The sequence below is a fragment of the Ruegeria sp. C9 genome, from assembly GCF_056537585.1.
Window position 1 is genome coordinate 48,587 of record NZ_JBQFRU010000005.1, and the last position, 17,329, is coordinate 65,915.

Annotated in this window: 20 protein-coding genes and 1 tRNA gene; 7 read left to right on the forward strand and 14 right to left on the reverse strand. The window is 55.9% G+C overall.

Going from position 1 to position 17,329, the window contains the following annotated elements; translation table 11 throughout:
- Positions 1-100 precede the first annotated feature (100 nt).
- On the forward strand, positions 101-1,105 hold the full coding sequence (locus ACR0NE_RS13685; RefSeq protein ID WP_170395978.1) for an AraC family transcriptional regulator: 1,005 nt from the start codon (positions 101-103) through the stop codon (positions 1,103-1,105).
- A 111-nt stretch (positions 1,106-1,216) separates the two neighbouring features.
- On the opposite strand, the gene ACR0NE_RS13690 is transcribed toward ACR0NE_RS13685, so the two are convergent.
- Positions 1,217-1,552 carry a hypothetical protein gene (locus ACR0NE_RS13690; protein ID WP_170514092.1) on the reverse strand — a complete coding sequence of 112 codons (336 nt, stop codon included), beginning with the start codon at positions 1,550-1,552 and terminating at the stop codon, positions 1,217-1,219.
- A 440-nt stretch (positions 1,553-1,992) separates the two neighbouring features.
- Between ACR0NE_RS13690 and ACR0NE_RS13695 the strand changes: the two genes are divergently transcribed.
- On the forward strand, positions 1,993-2,235 hold the full coding sequence (locus ACR0NE_RS13695) for a TFIIB-type zinc ribbon-containing protein (protein WP_170408258.1): 243 nt from the start codon (positions 1,993-1,995) through the stop codon (positions 2,233-2,235).
- 85 nt (positions 2,236-2,320) lie between these two features.
- On the opposite strand, the gene ACR0NE_RS13700 is transcribed toward ACR0NE_RS13695, so the two are convergent.
- The 3 genes from ACR0NE_RS13700 to ACR0NE_RS13710 form a co-directional block, all read right to left on the reverse strand.
- On the reverse strand, positions 2,321-3,100 hold the full coding sequence (locus ACR0NE_RS13700; RefSeq protein WP_170597328.1) for a hypothetical protein: 780 nt from the start codon (positions 3,098-3,100) through the stop codon (positions 2,321-2,323).
- Positions 3,101-5,290, reverse strand: coding sequence for an excinuclease ABC subunit UvrB (gene uvrB, locus ACR0NE_RS13705; RefSeq protein WP_170597327.1), 2,190 nt, complete (start codon positions 5,288-5,290; stop codon positions 3,101-3,103).
- Between the two features lie 77 nt (positions 5,291-5,367).
- Positions 5,368-5,838: an SRPBCC family protein gene (locus ACR0NE_RS13710; RefSeq protein WP_170597326.1), complete on the reverse strand. Its 471-nt coding sequence runs from the start codon at positions 5,836-5,838 to the stop codon at positions 5,368-5,370.
- Between the two features lie 154 nt (positions 5,839-5,992).
- On the opposite strand from ACR0NE_RS13710, the gene ACR0NE_RS13715 reads away from it, so the two are divergent.
- Together ACR0NE_RS13715 and ACR0NE_RS13720 are read left to right on the forward strand one after the other, a co-directional pair.
- A complete protein-coding gene (locus ACR0NE_RS13715; protein ID WP_010442452.1) occupies positions 5,993-6,304 on the forward strand; it encodes an ETC complex I subunit in 312 nt (103 codons plus the stop codon).
- A gap of 13 nt (positions 6,305-6,317) precedes the next feature.
- Positions 6,318-6,800, forward strand: a complete 483-nt coding sequence (locus ACR0NE_RS13720) for a GNAT family N-acetyltransferase (RefSeq protein WP_170597325.1) — start codon at positions 6,318-6,320, stop codon at positions 6,798-6,800.
- Between the two features lie 102 nt (positions 6,801-6,902).
- Here the strand turns inward: ACR0NE_RS13720 and ACR0NE_RS13725 are convergent.
- Positions 6,903-6,980: transfer RNA gene (locus ACR0NE_RS13725), tRNA-Arg, on the reverse strand.
- A 214-nt stretch (positions 6,981-7,194) separates the two neighbouring features.
- Here ACR0NE_RS13725 and ACR0NE_RS13730 point away from each other — a divergent pair.
- Positions 7,195-7,902 (forward strand): ORF6N domain-containing protein, encoded by a 708-nt coding sequence (locus tag ACR0NE_RS13730; RefSeq protein WP_170514072.1) that lies wholly within the window; start codon positions 7,195-7,197, stop codon positions 7,900-7,902.
- A 5-nt stretch (positions 7,903-7,907) separates the two neighbouring features.
- Here the strand turns inward: ACR0NE_RS13730 and ACR0NE_RS13735 are convergent, their stop codons facing one another.
- The 5 genes from ACR0NE_RS13735 to ACR0NE_RS13755 all read right to left on the reverse strand — a co-directional run bounded on the left by ACR0NE_RS13735 (position 7,908) and on the right by ACR0NE_RS13755 (position 9,974).
- A complete protein-coding gene (locus ACR0NE_RS13735) occupies positions 7,908-8,261 on the reverse strand; it encodes an MmcQ/YjbR family DNA-binding protein (protein WP_170514068.1) in 354 nt (117 codons plus the stop codon).
- A 148-nt stretch (positions 8,262-8,409) separates the two neighbouring features.
- Positions 8,410-8,625 (reverse strand): hypothetical protein, encoded by a 216-nt coding sequence (locus ACR0NE_RS13740; RefSeq protein WP_170514064.1) that lies wholly within the window; start codon positions 8,623-8,625, stop codon positions 8,410-8,412.
- A 33-nt stretch (positions 8,626-8,658) separates the two neighbouring features.
- A complete protein-coding gene (locus ACR0NE_RS13745) occupies positions 8,659-9,102 on the reverse strand; it encodes an excalibur calcium-binding domain-containing protein (protein ID WP_480459914.1) in 444 nt (147 codons plus the stop codon).
- Positions 9,103-9,174: 72 nt separating this feature from the next.
- Entirely contained in the window at positions 9,175-9,582 is a 408-nt protein-coding gene (locus ACR0NE_RS13750; protein WP_170395959.1) for a universal stress protein, read from the reverse strand.
- Between the two features lie 65 nt (positions 9,583-9,647).
- Entirely contained in the window at positions 9,648-9,974 is a 327-nt protein-coding gene (locus ACR0NE_RS13755) for an antibiotic biosynthesis monooxygenase family protein (RefSeq protein ID WP_170395957.1), read from the reverse strand.
- A 134-nt stretch (positions 9,975-10,108) separates the two neighbouring features.
- On the opposite strand from ACR0NE_RS13755, the gene ACR0NE_RS13760 reads away from it, so the two are divergent.
- Complete coding sequence (locus ACR0NE_RS13760) at positions 10,109-10,792, forward strand: hypothetical protein (RefSeq protein ID WP_480459915.1); 684 nt, start codon at positions 10,109-10,111, stop codon at positions 10,790-10,792.
- A 38-nt stretch (positions 10,793-10,830) separates the two neighbouring features.
- Here the strand turns inward: ACR0NE_RS13760 and ACR0NE_RS13765 are convergent, their stop codons facing one another.
- From ACR0NE_RS13765 to ACR0NE_RS13780, 4 genes are all read right to left on the reverse strand, one after another.
- Positions 10,831-13,116 carry a glycosyl hydrolase family 28-related protein gene (locus tag ACR0NE_RS13765; RefSeq protein ID WP_170597324.1) on the reverse strand — a complete coding sequence of 762 codons (2,286 nt, stop codon included), beginning with the start codon at positions 13,114-13,116 and terminating at the stop codon, positions 10,831-10,833.
- A 136-nt stretch (positions 13,117-13,252) separates the two neighbouring features.
- Complete coding sequence (locus ACR0NE_RS13770) at positions 13,253-13,654, reverse strand: DUF4864 domain-containing protein (RefSeq protein ID WP_170597323.1); 402 nt, start codon at positions 13,652-13,654, stop codon at positions 13,253-13,255.
- A gap of 48 nt (positions 13,655-13,702) precedes the next feature.
- The gene (locus tag ACR0NE_RS13775; RefSeq protein ID WP_170597322.1) at positions 13,703-15,277 is read right to left on the reverse strand and encodes a lysine--tRNA ligase; all 1,575 of its coding nucleotides are present in this window, start codon (positions 15,275-15,277) and stop codon (positions 13,703-13,705) included.
- 237 nt (positions 15,278-15,514) lie between these two features.
- Positions 15,515-16,393: a LysR substrate-binding domain-containing protein gene (locus ACR0NE_RS13780; protein WP_170566425.1), complete on the reverse strand. Its 879-nt coding sequence runs from the start codon at positions 16,391-16,393 to the stop codon at positions 15,515-15,517.
- A 118-nt stretch (positions 16,394-16,511) separates the two neighbouring features.
- Between ACR0NE_RS13780 and ACR0NE_RS13785 the strand changes: the two genes are divergently transcribed.
- Entirely contained in the window at positions 16,512-17,261 is a 750-nt protein-coding gene (locus ACR0NE_RS13785) for an SDR family oxidoreductase (protein WP_170597321.1), read from the forward strand.
- Positions 17,262-17,329 lie beyond the last annotated feature (68 nt).

Genomic DNA, 17,329 nt, shown 5'->3' on the forward strand with positions numbered 1-17,329 from the left:
CGGAAAATCTTGGCTCGGTTGCCACTTTCGAATTAGGATGTTCGAATGTGATTGAAAAAATGGCCACTTCTTAAAACTAATCCAGACAAGGGTGACGAGCTTGCCTTTCAACTCCACCTCTCAAGAGCATAGCGAGGGCTTTATTCGCCTCTCCTTAGCTGCTCCATTCCTGCAATATCTCACCGAACGTAAGATCAATCCGCAACCAGCATTGGATCAGGTCGGCCTGAAAGCCGAACTGTTGTCTGACCCAGCCGTGTTCGTGCACTCAGAGTTGGTCTATGGTTTGGTAAATGCCTTCTCAGAAGTATCAGGGGATCGATACCTTGGACTGAAAGTAGGGGAGACGTTTGACCTGCAAGAGTGGCCTCCGTTCGCTCAGGCCCTGCAATCGACAAAGACGCTGTTCGAGTTCTTTACCCGTTTCGTGGGGCTTGTACCGCAGGAATCCAATTCTGTGCGACACAGCCTTGTCGTAGAAGCGGACAAAGCGACTTATCGAATCGAAAGACAACAAGAGCCTACTGTACCGCCGATTCAGGTGACCGGTTTTGGTGCCGCAATCTATGTACGCCTATTGCAGACCGTCGTCGGAGATGCCTGGGATTCTTCTCGTGTGCGATGGGAAAGCAGATACATCAACGGACTACCTATCGATTACAAAGGGATCGAGGTCGGCCTTGGGACCGATCCCGGAATGCAGATTAGTTTCCCTGTAGAATGGTTGTTTTTGCACCATGTCTCTGAGGGCTCTGCCAAGCCCATCGCCTCACCGCGACAAGATGAAGAAGTAACCGTAGTAGCTGCTTTGCGATCTGTTTTACGCGATAAGCTGGATGAAACCGATTTGGGACCAGAGGTGGTGGCTGGATTGTTGGGAATACAGCCGGAACGGTTTCTTAAGGCGCTTCAGCAGCAAGGCACAACGCTGCCCCGCGAAATCAAACGGCTGCGTGTCGATGTCGCCAAGGAACACCTCGGAGAAGACAAAATGACAATAGCTGAGATCGGTCTGATGCTCGGCTACTCCGACAAATCCCATTTCACACGCTTTTTCAGGGGCCAGACCGGAATGACACCGACCAAGTTCCGCCTGGGTTCGTAATTATGTTGCAAATGCTTGGATCAGCTGTGCGAACTTGATCTCGGAACAAAAGCAAAGGCGCGACCAGACTGCCGTCTCGACCGCGCCTTAAATCATTCTATTCGAACGCCATTATTGGCCCGTGGTCTCTACGCACGTTCCCTTGCCCCATCCTGACTTGCTGCCAGAGGCAGAGTAATCAAACGTGCCCTTCTCAGGGTGAACGTTATAATTCAGCGTGTAATCCTCACCGACATACAGATAGGTCAGGGTGTCGAGACCGGGAAACACATCCACATCCTTGTCGATATCCCCGATCGTGATGTGGCCCTTCTGCTGGCCATCATACTTCACAAGCCGAGCGGCCATTTCCGGGTGTTCCGCATCCGGTGCCTCACATTCAAACACCCGCTCCTCAGCGACTGCGGCTGCGGGCAATAGGGCAAGAAGAAGAGCTGCCTTTTTCATTGATTTCCAATCTGTATTCGATCTGTTGCACAGCGGCGGCTATTGACGATTTTGGGCGGAATTTTGTCCAAACTCGGGTCGTTCTGCGGTCTCGTAGCACGCATCTCGTTAGACCAATTCACGTTTGGGTTTCGCCTGCGTTTTGAGGTGAGCCCTAAGCACATTTCCATCGCGTTTTGGGGAGTATCCAACCCAGCATTGAGGGCTCGAAGACAGAGACAATGGGTCTATGCACCCATCAGCTGCTGAGAAATTTCTTAGGGTTCGTCATGGCAACCATTTGGAACCTCAATTTGTGAATTCCAATGCTGAAGGGGGCAGCGCGGGACCGGGCCAACTCTGCCCTACAGCTTTGCCCATAGCGGGACGTGCGGTCGCAGTAGGGTGAAAAACCCTGCGCGCGCTCCCATCTGTTCAGGACAGAAAAAGGAGAGCGTCTGATGCAATGTCCGATTGATGGAACTCAGCTGGTAATCACCGAGCGGAGCGGGGTCGAGATTGATTATTGTCCGCAATGTCGTGGCGTGTGGCTGGACCGTGGAGAGCTGGACAAGATCATCGATCGCTCTGCCGACCATACGCCGCCCCCACCGCCGCAGCGGGGTTATGATGACCGATCTGATCACGGATACCGTAAAAAGAAGAAACGCGGCGGCTTTCTGGATGAGCTGTTTGACTTCTAAGACGTTGGCACCGTGATCTGAGAGGGTTTTATCGTTTGTTGTATAGTCACGGGTGAGATGGGTGCGAGCACCCATCCTACGCTTGCTAAAATTGGTTTGTCTCATCCTGAATTGGTCGAGGGACATTCTGAAATGTGAATTTTAGCGGAATCAAAGCTGTAAGAAACAACATCGTGATGCTGCTCACAGAAATTAAGATACCCGCCCAAACTATCCCATCTGATAGATCAAATTCATTGATTGGCAGTACAGAAGCAACGCAAATGGCTTGGGCAGCAAAGACGAGTAATATTGTTGAAACTGGAAGAACGAGTGAAAGGCTTAAGCCAATTGCTTGAGCGACGCGGTGAAGCCAATGGCTTTGGTAGCCCACTCTTTTTGGGATAAGGGCGTCAATCCAAGCGTTGTTCCCTTTTAGGTGCAACATCCGCATGTTCGGGTGTTCAGAGGTAGTAAGAGAGAACAGTTCGATTCGCATGCGAGTCATTGTGAAAATGTCGAGCGCTTGAAACACAATCAAGACGGCAAAAACGCTCAACGACAATGAGCAAAACTCCGTCAGATAGGGTATTTGATTGAAATTCAGTCCAAAATACCCTGCATCACCTATAGCGTCGTTTGCCGTTGCAATTGAGAGTATGCTTACAACAAATGCATAAACTATCGTTTTGCCGTAGTTTGCCTCTGCTCGATTTTGAACATTGCATAATGCTTGGATGTAGTCGTCATTAACGAAATAACTGTTGTCGCGTGTCTCACAATAGAATCCAAAAATGGCTCTACCTAGTGGCGTTTTCCAAATCGTTGACGGTGCATCTTCCTTTCGCTCTTGGTTAATATTTAGCTGACTATCACTTTGTTCCAATTAGCTTTTCCTTCTTCGCTTCACATTCCCGCCCCGCTGACCTGGCCTGCCCGCCGTTGACCTCCCGCGCGATTTCACGGCGTCTTCCGAGGCTTTCTCGACCGCCCATTGGCGCGCCATGGGGTCGTCGGCGACGGCCAGATCGACCGCTTCCAGACGTTTGATCTCATCCCGGATGTTGGCGGCTTCTTCGAATTCAAGATTCTCGGCGGCCTTGCGCATTTGCTCGCGCAGCCCGTCCAAGTGCGCTTCCAAATTCGCTCCGTGCATCGGTTTGTCGATGGTGGCGGTGACGCGGTTCATGTCGACATCGCCTTCGTAGAGACCGGCCAGAACGTCCTCGACATTCTTTTTCACCGTCTCCGGGGTGATGCCATGTTCCTGATTATAGGCCAGCTGCTTGGCGCGGCGGCGGTTGGTTTCGCCCAAGGCGCGCTCCATCGAGCCGGTGATCTTGTCGGCATACATGATCACCCGCCCATCGGCGTTGCGCGCGGCGCGGCCGATGGTCTGGATCAGCGAGGTTTCCGAGCGCAGGAAACCCTCTTTATCCGCGTCCAGAATGGCGACCAGCCCGCATTCTGGGATGTCGAGCCCTTCGCGGAGCAGGTTGATGCCGACCAGCACATCGAACGCCCCCAGCCGCAAGTCGCGCAGGATTTCGATGCGTTCCAGCGTGTCGATGTCCGAGTGCATGTAGCGCACTTTGATGCCCTGTTCGTGCAGGTATTCGGTCAGGTCCTCGGCCATGCGTTTGGTCAGCGTTGTCACCAGCGTGCGGAATCCGTTGGCGGCCACCTTGCGCACCTCGTCCAGAAGGTCGTCCACCTGCATCGACACCGGGCGGATTTCAACCTCTGGGTCCAGTAGACCCGTGGGGCGGATCACTTGTTCGGTGAAGACACCGCCGGTCTGTTCGATCTCCCACTTCGCCGGGGTGGCCGAGACAAAGACGGATTGCGGGCGCATGGCGTCCCATTCCTCGAACTTCAGCGGGCGATTGTCCATGCAGGATGGCAGGCGGAACCCGTGTTCCGCCAGCGTGAACTTGCGCCGATAGTCGCCACGGTACATGCCGCCGATCTGCGGGACGCTGACATGGGATTCATCCGCGAAGACAATCGCGTTGTCCGGAATGAATTCGAACAGGGTTGGCGGCGGTTCGCCCGGCGCACGGCCCGTGAGGTAGCGTGAGTAGTTCTCGATCCCGTTACAAACGCCGGTGGCCTCAAGCATTTCCAGATCGAAGTTCGTACGCTGTTCCAGCCTTTGAGCTTCCAGCAGCTTGCCCTCGCCAACCAGCTGGTCCAACCGGATGCGGAGTTCCTTTTTGATCCCGATAATCGCTTGGTTCATTGTTGGCTTCGGCGTGACGTAGTGCGAATTCGCATAGACCCGCACCTGCTCCATCGTTGCCGCGCGTTCGCCGGTCAGCGGGTCGAACTCGGTGATGTTTTCCAGTTCCTCGCCGAAGAACGAGAATTTCCAAGCACGGTCCTCAAGGTGGGCCGGCCAGATTTCCAGGGAATCGCCACGCACCCGGAAGGACCCGCGCTGGAAAGCCTGATCGTTGCGGCGGTACTGTTGGGCAACCAGATCAGCCATCACCTGCCTCTGGTCATACTCATGACCCACCTTCAGATCCTGTGTCATCGCTCCATAGGTCTCGACCGAACCGATACCGTAGATGCACGAGACCGAGGCGACGATGATCACGTCATCGCGTTCCAGCAGCGCCCGCGTGGCCGAGTGGCGCATCCGGTCGATCTGTTCGTTGATCTGCGATTCTTTTTCGATGTACGTGTCCGACCGCGGCACATAGGCTTCTGGCTGGTAATAGTCGTAATAGGAAACGAAATACTCGACCGAGTTCTCTGGGAAGAAGCCCTTGAATTCCCCGTACAGCTGCGCTGCCAGCGTCTTATTTGGCGCCAGGATGATCGCAGGCCGCTGCGTTTCTTCAATCACCTTGGCCATGGTGAAGGTCTTGCCCGTCCCGGTCGCACCCAGCAGGACCTGATCTCGCTCACCATCATTCACACCGCCTGCCAGCTCCTTAATCGCCGTCGGCTGGTCGCCAGCCGGTGCGAACTCGGTGTGCATGACGAACTCCTTGCCGCCCTCCAGTTTCAGACGCGCGCGCACGTCGTCTGCGGTCAGTTGAGTCTTGTCGGAATGGGCATAAGGCATGGGCGGGCTCCGGGTCAGGCCCCTACATTTGTTCTTATTTTGTCCATCTGCAAGGGCTGATCTGGATTCATTTTCAGCTAAGCGGTCCGGGCTTGGGCGTCGGGGTGCGTTTGAACCTTCACCGCCAAGGCCGACAGGTTCTCGGCCAGTACGCGGCCTATCATCATCTTCAACAGAGTTTGTCCCATTAACCAGCCCAACGGTCCATATTTCATACGAAAATCCATACTCCAGATAACACGGCTGCACGTGTCGGACAGCGGTGTGATGGCAATCGCCGCCTGTGCTTCGCGCAGAGGCATCGCCATCTGCGACAACCGCACGGTGTAGCCGCGTTCAACCTGCCAAACCGTCACCTCTTCGACCAATGATGTGCCGTTCGCGAAGTGACACCGGCGCTGTGACCCAACACCATCCGATCCGGCAGTCAAAGCATCAACCGATGTAACCTGCGGGGCAAACTCATCGATATGCATAAAGCGGCGGAGGATAGCCCAAATCTCATTGGGTCGGGCGTTGATGTCGAGGTGGCGTTCTTGGTGAAGCATCCTGCTGTCCTTTTATGTCTGCGCGCTTTCTACCCCGAACTAATGACAATACCTGTCATTAGGCAGTCCATGCGACCCGCGACAATTGTCATCTTGTCCCGGCGCGCGCTCTGACGCATAAACAGCTTCAGCCAAGTGAGTACGGAGAGGCGACATGCGCGCACGGATTTACCAGCCTTCGCGAAACGCGATGACCTCGGGGATGGCCAAAACCCGCAAATGGGTTCTGGAATACGCCCCGGCTTCTGCGCGTGAGGTCGATCCGCTGATGGGCTGGACCTCGTCCAATGACACCCAAACGCAGGTGCGTCTGAAGTTCGATACCAAGGAAGAGGCGCTGGACTATGCCAAAGACAACGGCATCGACGCGCAGGTAAGCGAGCCGCACAAGCGCAAGCCGAACCTGCGGGCGCGCGGCTATGGTGAGAATTTCGCCACTGACCGGCGCGCTCCCTGGACCCACTGACAAGGCCCTGTGAATGATCGACATCCGCCAAGCAGACCCCGGCGCCAAGGATCTGCGCCCGATCATTCAAGCGCATCTCGCCCATAGCTGGGACGCGACACCGCAAACCTCAAATCATACGCTGGACATTGATGCCCTGCGCGAGCCGGGCATTCGCTTTTGGGCTATTTATGAGGCGGGTAAGCCCTTGGGTTGTGGTGCGCTTAAGGCGCTGCCGGATGGCACTGCCGAAGTTAAATCGGTGCACGTGGTTGCTGCTGCGCGCGGCCGAGGATTGGCGCGTGTGATCATGAACCATCTTGCCGATCTGGCCCGAGCCGAGGGCGTTTCCGCACTTGTCCTGGAAACTGGCGCAAATCATCTCTCGGAATATGACGCAGCACGCAAGCTATATGAAACATTGGGATATTCCTATTGCGATCCGATTTATGGCTATGACGCCGATCCAAACAGCGCGTTTATGCGGTTGGACCTTAGGTCCAGCCCAAAACGCTGAGGGAAAAGCTGAATGCACCCGCTTGGTGCAGTCTGACCGACCGCTTTGAATTCAGATATAAGGGCCGTACCCTTGCCCCGTTTCGAAAAACATCTGAAAAAATGGCGAGCCGTGGAGGACTCGAACCCCCGACCTGAGAATTAGAAGTTCCCTGCTCTAATCCAGCTGAGCTAACGGCCCGGTCTTGTTCCGTTTGTATCAGTCAATCCATTAGGATTGTCAACTTGATAGGGGGCAAGCTTGTTCCTTCAAAAAGGTTATTTCCATCAGGGTATTGGCCGAATCTGGCAGACCTCTCGGCAAGAGACATCGAACCTACCTGCAGTTCAAACTTGCAGCCCAGCGCGCCCTGCGTCACGTTTGAAATCACAAATTGTGATTCCAAACGGATATGATGACGAACCCGGAAAACCTGCCCAGCCCTCAAGAGGTCCAAAACGCCATTCATCGGGTGCGCGGTGTACGCGTGGTTCTGGCAGAAGATCTGGCGCAGTTTTACGGAAAATCCGTCAGCGCCTTCAATCAGGCCGTCTCGCGCAATAAGGATCTGTTCGAAGGCTACCGCTTTCAGCTTTCCGACGCTGAGGTCGCGGATTTGCAATCACAGAATGTGATCTCAAAACCCGAAGGCCGCGGTGGCCGACGGGTCAATCCGTGGGTCTATACCGACTACGGCGTAGCTATTGCCTCGACTTTGTTTAAAGATCCGCGCGCGATCAGGATCACGCGGATGATCACCGAAGCCTTTGTTGACGGCACCAATGCGCTAGCGGAAACCCCGCGCAACCCGCCTGAGATTCTGCCACCGCAAAATGCCCCTACGCCGTTGCTTCCAAATGGGGATCAACTGCGTGATCTGGCAGAAAACATCCTTGATTCCGGACAGCAAAGCCTTGTGGACTACATCGCCAATCCCACCACCAAACGGCAGCAGGCGGTGGCAGTGATCATGAAGACCCTCGCTGAAACGGCGGGCGAAGAGGTTCGCACACAACATGACCGTCTGCGCCTCAGCATCGCCGAACGGCTGGCCAGCGGAGACTATGCCGACGATGATGACCGGAAAAAACTGCTTGAGCTGCTGCACGCCATGAAAGACTGACCGCCTTAAAGGCCCAGCTCTGCCCGCGCCTTTCTGGTCAGCTTAGCTACGACCAGATCGTATGAGATTACAATATGATCTCGCAGCGACGCGTCGCTCATGCCACGTTCATCGTAAACCTGCAGCCATTTCATACCTCGCGATGCCAGATAAGGCGCTGGGCGGATACCTGGCTCATCTCCGAGGACCTCAAAGGCTAGATCGGTAGCCTTGAAGGTAAACGCATCCTTTCCGTCGTTCCAACCACAGATGGCAAAGACTTTGCCGCTTACTTTCCAGACATCTGCGTTGCCCCACTGCACGACATGGCTGGTGGCTTTGAGGTCCGAGCAAAAGGCATTGAATTCATCACGAGTCATCGCGGCGACTGTGGCGCTCTGGTCAGGACAAGGCAAGACCCGCATTGCGGGCGCAACTTTCTTTACCCGGCATTAACCTAGCTGCGCCAAATCATAGGTGATGTATAACTGTAATTCTCCCCTCTCGCCTGAGGTTTGGCTCAGTGATCTATTCGCCTCCAAGGCGGTGCAGCAAGGTGGCGTAATCCGTCGCAAGGCGCGCGATATAGAGCGCTTTGCCGGGATGGAGCGTTTTATGGCCGAAATCAATCGTCGCGGTTATCAAGTGGCGGAAAACTCGGGCCAGATCGTAATCTTCTGCAACCGCGCACCCGTGCGTTGGCTCACCTGAGCCACGCAACGCTTTCTTGAAAAGAAAGCGCACCGAAATCTTCTCAAGATTTCGCCCCCCTCCGATTCAAGGCTTCAAAAATTTTGCCGTTCCGACAGTGCGCTGTTTCGGGGTCTGAAGATTCCGGGGATTGGCTTGGATATCTCCCGGCATCGCGACATTGCGTGGTTTCTGCAAGGCAAACGAGCCACAGGCGACACCATCGCCATCGGGATCATTGCGCTTATGGTATCCGGGCCTTCCTTCGCGAAAAGGCCCGAAACCCAGCATCTCCACAGCATCACACCCAGCCAGCGCCACCAGATGGATCACCGCTTCATGACGTTCGTAGTCTGAAACGCGCAGGTAGACACCGATTGCGATCATTCCTGTGGTTAAGGGCAAGGCCAGCACCATCAGTAGAATACGCACCGGAGACAGAGCCTGCCTGCGCAACGCGTCTGCCCGCCGTTGCCGCCGTGTAAGACGAGGGTTCGGATCGGTGTCTTTCGTTGGTTTCCCGGTTGTCATGCCATAGGTCTTACACGCGGTATGTGGCAAAGCCATGGCCGCAATCGGGGTCGGCTTGGAAAAAGCTCGACTTTATCGCACCACATGCACGGCACATTTGGCGTGGCGCACCACATGGGTCGCGGTTGAACCCAACAGCAGGTCCTGCATCCCCGGGCGGTGCGAAGCCAGGATTATCAGGTCAGGCTTATTCACTTCGGCCCAGTCCAGAATCGTTCGCCCGGAATGGCCTTCAACCACCAGCCCCTTCGCATTCGGGACGCGCGCCGCCAGAGCATCAAGCTCGGTCTGAATGGCCTTGCGGGCTTCGGACAAATACTCGGCAGGCATGTACGAGATCGCATAATCCGGAATGTGCTCTACCACATGCAGCAGCGTAACCGCAGCCTCGGGCGTCGACAGTAGTTCTGCCAGCTTCAACGCTGCCGAGCTGTCCCGTTCAGCATCAAAGGAAATGGGAACAAGAATGTTATGATACATGGCTCGCGCCTCCGTAGTTGTGCCGCTATACTGCGCGACCGGTGGTGGCCGTGCATTGACTCAGATCAGGTCTCACCGAATGTCTCGGCGACGTCGTACATCACGGGTTCAAAGCTCTTGCACAGCTCGTTAACCCTGCGATTCCGCTCTCGCATTTCCGGTGTGCGCAACATCGCCAGGAAATCCTCGCGGCGCTCCCATTGTGAATAATTGGCAATCCGCGTCTGGGCATCATTCACATGCAATCCGGCTGAAATGAAACCCGGCTGTTTCGAAATGAACTCGGCATAAGCATCGGTCAGCGCCTCAAGAAGGTCCTGGCAGGTTCCGGGGGTCATCTCGAAGGTGGTGATGACAGTCTGATAGCTGTTGGTTTTGGAAATCTGCGGCATAAGGCTCCTCCTTTATAGCTGACCCGAGCCTAGCACAGCTTTTGAAAACGCCACCCTTTTCCTGCACATAGACAATGTTTTTGGATCAAAAAATCTTTCTCGAAGATGAACAAGAAACTAACCATCCGTTAACCATGTCTGCCGATGCTGCCCCCATGGCTCGTCTGGTTCTCGTCATTCCGCTGCTTTTTATGGTGTGCACTCCGGCATGGTCCGGTGCGTGGCTCCGCGAGAAGGGGTCAAGCTTCACCGCGTTATCTGTGACCGCTTTCAAAGAGGAAGACGTCTACAAGTACAAAACCTCGCTTTATACCGAGTGGGGATTGCGGCCGAAACTCACGATCGGACTGGATGCCGAGGAGCATCAGGATTTGTATGGGCACGCGCTGGTCATTGCACGCGTGCCGGTTGCAGACATGGGGTCAGCAGGGCGTCTGGCGGCCGAGTTCGGCGTTGGCGCGCACCATCGCCAGTACAGTAGTTGGGCAATGTACAAAGCAACACTTTCATACGGCAAAAGCATTCAAACCGGATTGGGAGGCGGATGGATCAATGTCGACGCAGCGCTCGAAAACCGCACCCATGAGGCAGTGATCCGCAAATTGGATTTCACGGCCGGTCTGTCCTCGGGTCGACGGTTTGACCCGCTCCTGCAGATCGAAACTTCTTATGTTTCGGACCGACCATGGTACTGGAGGGTGCGACCTTCGCTGATGTATCGCCCAAAGACGGGCAGACTCACCTGGATTCTGGGTGCCGAGCGCAATTCGGCTGATGATAACATCGGGATCAAATTTGGATTGTGGCGCAGCTATTAAAGATGGGCCGCCTACATTCAGGCGGCCCACCGCATCAATCAGGTATCAATCCGCAGAATGGTCGAAACCGCACCACGCAAGCCTTCGGACCAGCGCAGGCGGATATCGCTCTGGCCCGATCCCTGTCGCAACTCGACATATGGCGCGGTATAGCGCACCGCATTCAACGATGTCCTGAGGCTTCCCAGGGCAACAACCGCATCACACCCGCGCGCCCTGCCCCCGAACGGCAATTGGCCCTGCGAACTGACGGTCCAGGCTGATGACGGTGAGCTTTGCGTGTGCTGCAGCCGCAATGGATTGGCGCAAGGCGTATCGATGCCGTGAAACGTATTGTTCTCGAAACACACCCTCTTGTGCCTTTCCGGGTCGAGATCGGCAAAACTGGTATCGACCCGGTCCACTCGGTCGATCCGCACGTTGTTGACACGGAACTTGTTGCCGGTGACGGTCAGCCCGTTCAAGAAATGCCCTGTGCCATGGGGGCGGATCACCAGATAGCTGAACCAGGGGGCAACATCGCTGGCATAAAAGATGTTATCCGTGATGCTCAGCGCGCTGAACGAGAAGCTGGTGAAGTAATCCGGGTTGGCATCGTGCTCGTTGGTCCATTCGATAAAACAGTTATCGACATAGTTCTCGGCGATGGACGAACTGTTATAGCCGCCGATGATCACCAACCCGGCGTTGCGCACCCCGTTCGCGACGTTGTCGCCCTGGAAGAAGTGGTTGCCCAGCACCAGATTGTTGTCGCCGCTCAGCACCGCGAAATGATGGAACCGCGTGGCCCGGTTGTGGCGCAGCTTGACGTCGTTGGCATTGGCGTTCAGCGCGATTGAGCTTCGGTCCGGCACGTCCAGACTTTCCTCGGTCGATAGGAACTGACAGCCATCGATCAGCATCCCCTGACATCCGCGCCCGATTGATGTGATACCCCGGTCCTTCGGGCGACTGATGAAACAGTCTTTCAGTACAAAAGTGTTCCCGCCCGGAGACAGCCGGATCGCGCTGCACCGACCGTTACACTGGAACTCGATCCCTTCCATGTTGAACTTCTGCAGCGCACTGAAACCGCTGAAATCTAGCAGGTACTTGAACGATGTGAAGGTGAAGGTCTGCGTCCCTGCGGCATCATAAGTCGGCGCACTCAGCGTGATTTCACCGGTGCTTTCGTTTTTCGACCGCACATAAACCTCACGCCCGACCCCGCTGCCGGTGACCAGCGAACCCACCGGTATATTCACCACATTGGCCACGTTGGTCAGCGTATCAGGATCAGACGGGCTGTAGGTCGCGACCGAGGTGAAGGTTTCGGTATCCCAATTCGAGCTACTTTTGACGTCAAACTGCCCGTTGCGCACCACTCGACGGGTGGCATAGCCCGTCCGGTTCGGCACTGCTGCCGCCATATCGATGGGCTCGGTCACTGCGATCTTGCGCCCGCCCAGATCCAGCGATTCATGGTCCGAGCTGTTCAGCAGCGCCTGAAACGCCTTCTTGAAGGCCAACATCTCATCGCCAAAAGCGGTGATATAGGTTGGCAGATCGAAATTCTTGGTCAACAGCAGCATCTTGTCGACCGGCATCGTAACGGTGCCGTCGAACGAGACCTCGGACGCCATATTGGTGTTCTCTTCCAGCCGGAACTCACCTTGCGGAATATAAACCTTGCGCCCGTTCGCGGCCTGATCCGCCGCCTCAAACGCAGCCGAGTCATCGGTGACCCCGTCACCCACAGCGCCAAAATCGCGCACGTCGACCAGACCAATCAAATCGCGCAGAAAGACCGAGGTCACATCAGTGATCTCGATATCATCCACCCGCACCACCGCACCGTTGGTACCTTCGACATCCAATCCAAAATGGCCATAAAGCGCCGTATTGCCCCATGGCATGTCCACACCGGGGCGCAGTCCCGTGCCCACGATGGCCGTCACTTCATGCACGGTGCCATAGCCGGTCAGTTGCACCGCCGGGCCCTGCTCGACCAACCCGTCCACATGCGCATCTCCGGCTCCACCGGCCCAGCCCGCGATCCGCACCTCGGGCAATGGCCCACTGATCGCCTTCACCCGCGCCTTGATCTGCAGATAGCAGCCCGGCAACAAAGGCGTCTGCCCCATATACCGCAGCCGCTGAGGCTCTGCCGTTTTGTAAATCTCCAGACAGCCTGCGAAATCCGCATCCGCCGGAACGAACACCCCCGTGCCCGACCCCTCATAGGTCGGAGAGCCCGGCGTGCCGTCGCCACTGGACCAGACCCCAAGACCAGCCGCATAGGCGGGCGGCATGAACACGATGCCGTCGGTGATTGCCTTGTTCATGTAAAATCCCTTTCCCAATCGCGCCAAGCACGCGCGCCAAAACCCGATACCGCCCGAGCCCTGAGCCCAAGCGCATGGGTCTGAGTATCGAAAAGGAATTAATCGCGGCTCTTACCACCGTGACGGTGGTGTTGCCTCAGGCCGCCGGGTCGGAGTTGCCCAGCAACTGTACACCGTTGATCTTCCAGCCGTTTTCTCGCTGGATCATCTGGTAGTCCAGCAGATGCACCCGTCCGTTACCATCAGTGATCATGACCTTCTGCCACAGGGCTCCGCCAATCTCGCGCAGCTCCAGAAACCTCACATCCGCAGGCCGCCAGACCATAGGATAGCCGCGGCGCACCATGATCCCGAAATTCTCGGGATCGCCGAACAGCCGCTGGATATTGGGGCTGGCAAAGGTGAAGGCGGTGGCAAAGTCATCCGCCTTGAAGGCCTGAATCTGCGCCGAGATATTGGCCTCAATCTCGTCACTCTGAGCAAAAGCTCCGGATGCCAGTCCGGCACTCAGGGATACAGCAAGCAATAGTCGACGCATGGGGCCACCTCCTGATGCAAGGGTAGCCCCACACTGGATCAGGTCAAATCAGGCCAATTCCCCGGCCAGCGCCTTGTCGATCAGAGCAATCGTCTCTGGCACGCCATAAAGCGCGATGAACCCACCAAACCGAGGCCCTTGCGAGGCCCCCAGCAGCACTTCGTAAAGTGCCGTGAACCAGCCGCGCATCGGATCGAACCGCTCACGCCCGATGGAATAGACCACCGATTGCAGTGCCTCGTCTTCCATCGGCCCGTCATAGGCTTCCAAGGCTGCCCTCAATGCTTCCAGCGCCTCACGCTCCTGATCCGTCGGCGCGCGATGCTGGCGCGTCGGCTTGACGAAATCGTTGAAGTACCTCACTGCAAAGCCCGCCGCCTGATCCAGATCAGGGTGCGTTTCCGCCGTGGCCTCAGGCGCGTACCTGCGAATGAAGCCCCACAGCGCCTCTTTGTCCTCAGCCCCGGATACCGACGCCAGGTTCAACAGCATCGCAAAGGGAACCAGCAGCGTGGACTCGGGCACAATCCCACCATGGATATGCCACACCGGGTTGTTCAGCTGCGCCTTCAGGTCCTGCCCCGGATAGGCCCGCAACTGTTGATGATATTCATCATACGCCTTCGGGATCACATCGAAATGCATCCGCTTCGCCGTTTTGGGCTTTTGATACATGAAATAGGCCAGCGACTCGGTCGGTGCATAGGTCAGCCATTCATCGATCGAAACACCATTGCCCGACGACTTCGAAATCTTCTGGCCGTTCTCATCGAGGAACAGTTCATACGAGAAATGCTCAGGCGCACGACCTCCCAAAGCCCGGCAGATCGCGTCATAGATCTTTTCGTTGGTGGCGTGTTCCTTGCCATACATTTCGAAATCAACGCCCAAAGCGGCCCAGCGCGCGCCAAAATCAGGCTTCCACTGCAGCTTCACATTGCCGCCAGTCACGGGCAGCGTCCATTCCTTGCCATCCTCGTCATCGAAGGTGACAGTGTAGGTATCGGCGCAAACCTTCTTCATCGGCACATACAGAACCCGCCCGGTCTCGGGATGGATCGGCAGGAAGATCGAGTAGGTCTGCTGACGTTCTTCCCGCAGGCTTTTCAGCATGATGGCCATCACGTCGTCATACTTCTCAACGGCGCGCTTCAGGATCTCGTCGAACTGGCCCGAGCGGTAAAACTCACGCGCCGAATAGAACTCATACTCGAACCCGAAAGTATCGAGGAACCGGCGCAGCATCGCATTGTTATGCTCACCAAAGCTGTCATATTCACCAAACGGGTCCGGCACCGAGGTCAGCGGACATTGCAGATAATCCTGCAGCGCCTCGGGGTTCGGCACATTGCTGGGCACTTTCCGCATCCCATCCAGATCGTCCGAGAAACAGATCAGCTTGGTCGGGATATCCGACAGCGCCTCAAACGCGCGCTTGACCATCGTGGTCCTCGCCACCTCACCAAAGGTGCCGATATGCGGCAGACCTGATGGGCCATAGCCCGTCTCAAACAGCACATATCCCTTCTCCGGAGCGCCCTGCTTATACCGTTTGAGCAACCGCCGCGCCTCTTCAAACGGCCACGCCTTGGACGTCATCGCGGTTTCACGCAGGTCAGACATTTGGATACTCCATCGGGAAACGTGCCAGACACCCCATGCGCCCGGACCGGCCCCTGTTATTGTGCAGGTGCAGTATGAGTCAATAAAGGGTGGTGATTTTCATGCCTCTATGCGCATGAACGGCGTGCAATCCATATCTGGTCTTGGTTACAAGAGTCCGCAGCACGGGGCATTGCGGCATTCTGAAAAACGTAGTCTGTTGATCGCTCTCGCGGATTTGCAAGCAAGGCAAAAAGATTAAATCGACATAAGCCATTTCCTGAAAATTCTCACGGTGACCCGTTCCTGATCGCCGGGGCGGCAGACGAAGTAGAGCCCCCGATCCAATGGAACCCGGCTTTCATCGAGGCGGATCAAGCGACCAAGTTCCAAATCCCTCTCCGCCAAGAGATGTCTTGCCAACGCTACACCTTGCCCGTCAATCGCAGCCTCCAACAGAACCGCGCTGTCCACGTACTTGATGCTCTGCGAATTGATCCGGTCAGCGCCCAGCCCGACCTGCGCAGCCCAGCTTTCCCACCCGACGTTGTAGGCATCATGCAAGAGTGGAAGATCAGCCACATTCTCGGCGGGCATCGGCAGTCGGGTTTTACCAACAAGGGATGGCGCTGCTACAACAATCAGGTCCTCTTGTCTTATCTGCTCATGATAGAGCCCGTCCCAACCGGGTTCCCCGAACCGCAGGGCGACATCGACCTCAGACGCATCAAAATCCGCAAATCGATCATTTGTGTCCAGCAGCAACGCGATACCCGGATGTTCTTGCTGAAATGAACTGAGCAACGGGACAAGCCATTTAAGCGCCAGCGATGTTGACAACGACACCGTAATCGACTGGCGGTGATGCAGCCGCTTCACCTCCATCACGCCCAGTTGCAACGCCGAAAATGCCCCGCGCGTCGATTGATGCAGAAGCTCCCCGGCACTGGTCAGTTCAACCCCATTTGGGCGGCGATGAAAAAGCGTTACGCCAAGATGCAGTTCCAGCAGCTTAATTTGCCGACTGATCGCCCCGTGGGTGACGTTCAGAACATCTGCTGCCTTGGACAGGCTGGAGTGGGTTGCGGTTTCATCAAAGGCCTGAAGGGCACGTAGATGTCTAAGGTTCTCCGGCATGTGAGAAAACCTAACAGCATTGTCCCAAAAACTCGATAGGTCTGCTTTGTTCCCGGCAGTTACACTGACCACAAATCAATAAACCTCACACACTGTGCGCCCAAAGAAAGGACACACCATGCCCGATACCAAAGTTGCTTTGATGACAGGTACAGGACAGGGAATTGGCCGGGGTTGCGCCATTGAAATGGCGAAAGCCGGCTATAAGGTTTCGCTTATGTCTCCTTCCAACCGCTCGGTTGAATTGGCGGAGGAACTTGAGGGCATTGGCCGTCGCGGCTCTGTATTAGATGTCGATGATTTGCAAGCGATGGTCGACGACACCATGAGCAAATATGGACGGATTGATGCAATCGTCAGTAATATGGGTCACGGTGGAACGGTGCCTGAAGCCATCAAAACCGTCGGTTTCGATCCTGACTTTGACGGACCGCTATTGGAACTCAGCGACGAGCTATGGCACGAAAGTCTGGACATGTATGTGCTAAATGTCGTCAAGATCGCCCGTATCGTCACGCCCATTCTGATCGAACAAGGCGGCGGTGCATTCGTAAATATCTCATCCATGAACACAATCGAGCCACGTGCGCCCTATCCCATGAGCATGCTGCGTGGAGCATTGCATAGTTTCTCAAAGCTTTACGGGGACCGATATGCACGGCACAACATTCGCATGAACAACCTGCTGCCGGGGTTCTGCGAAAACGTGAACCTGTCCGAACAGGCACGCCGGGAAATCCCCGCTCAGCGGCCCGCAACGTTCGAAGAAATTGGGCAGGCTTGCGTGTTTCTCGCCAGCGATGCAGCCCGGTATATCAACGGTCAGAGTATACTGTCCGACGGCGGGATGAACCGGGCAGCGCGATAGCAAAGAGGCGGTGAAGCGTGATTTTCGCGGCCCTCGATGAAATCCTTGACACAGATCGGGAGGCAACA

Excerpts from the sequence above, each read along its gene's own strand:
- ACR0NE_RS13690 (WP_170514092.1), bottom strand. The coding sequence starts at position 1,552 with ATGAAAAAGGCAGCTCTTCTTCTTGCCCTATTGCCCGCAGCCGCAGTC.
- ACR0NE_RS13695 (WP_170408258.1), top strand. The coding sequence starts at position 1,993 with ATGCAATGTCCGATTGATGGAACTCAGCTGGTAATCACCGAGCGGAGC.
- uvrB (WP_170597327.1), bottom strand. The coding sequence starts at position 5,290 with ATGCCTTATGCCCATTCCGACAAGACTCAACTGACCGCAGACGACGTG.
- ACR0NE_RS13710 (WP_170597326.1), bottom strand. The coding sequence starts at position 5,838 with ATGCTTCACCAAGAACGCCACCTCGACATCAACGCCCGACCCAATGAG.
- ACR0NE_RS13715 (WP_010442452.1), top strand. The coding sequence starts at position 5,993 with ATGCGCGCACGGATTTACCAGCCTTCGCGAAACGCGATGACCTCGGGG.
- ACR0NE_RS13720 (WP_170597325.1), top strand. The coding sequence starts at position 6,318 with ATGATCGACATCCGCCAAGCAGACCCCGGCGCCAAGGATCTGCGCCCG.
- ACR0NE_RS13730 (WP_170514072.1), top strand. The coding sequence starts at position 7,195 with ATGACGAACCCGGAAAACCTGCCCAGCCCTCAAGAGGTCCAAAACGCC.
- ACR0NE_RS13735 (WP_170514068.1), bottom strand. The coding sequence starts at position 8,261 with ATGACTCGTGATGAATTCAATGCCTTTTGCTCGGACCTCAAAGCCACC.
- ACR0NE_RS13745 (WP_480459914.1), bottom strand. The coding sequence starts at position 9,102 with ATGACAACCGGGAAACCAACGAAAGACACCGATCCGAACCCTCGTCTT.
- ACR0NE_RS13750 (WP_170395959.1), bottom strand. The coding sequence starts at position 9,582 with ATGTATCATAACATTCTTGTTCCCATTTCCTTTGATGCTGAACGGGAC.
- ACR0NE_RS13755 (WP_170395957.1), bottom strand. The coding sequence starts at position 9,974 with ATGCCGCAGATTTCCAAAACCAACAGCTATCAGACTGTCATCACCACC.
- ACR0NE_RS13760 (WP_480459915.1), top strand. The coding sequence starts at position 10,109 with ATGTCTGCCGATGCTGCCCCCATGGCTCGTCTGGTTCTCGTCATTCCG.
- ACR0NE_RS13765 (WP_170597324.1), bottom strand. The coding sequence starts at position 13,116 with ATGAACAAGGCAATCACCGACGGCATCGTGTTCATGCCGCCCGCCTAT.
- ACR0NE_RS13770 (WP_170597323.1), bottom strand. The coding sequence starts at position 13,654 with ATGCGTCGACTATTGCTTGCTGTATCCCTGAGTGCCGGACTGGCATCC.
- ACR0NE_RS13775 (WP_170597322.1), bottom strand. The coding sequence starts at position 15,277 with ATGTCTGACCTGCGTGAAACCGCGATGACGTCCAAGGCGTGGCCGTTT.
- ACR0NE_RS13780 (WP_170566425.1), bottom strand. The coding sequence starts at position 16,393 with ATGCCGGAGAACCTTAGACATCTACGTGCCCTTCAGGCCTTTGATGAA.
- ACR0NE_RS13785 (WP_170597321.1), top strand. The coding sequence starts at position 16,512 with ATGCCCGATACCAAAGTTGCTTTGATGACAGGTACAGGACAGGGAATT.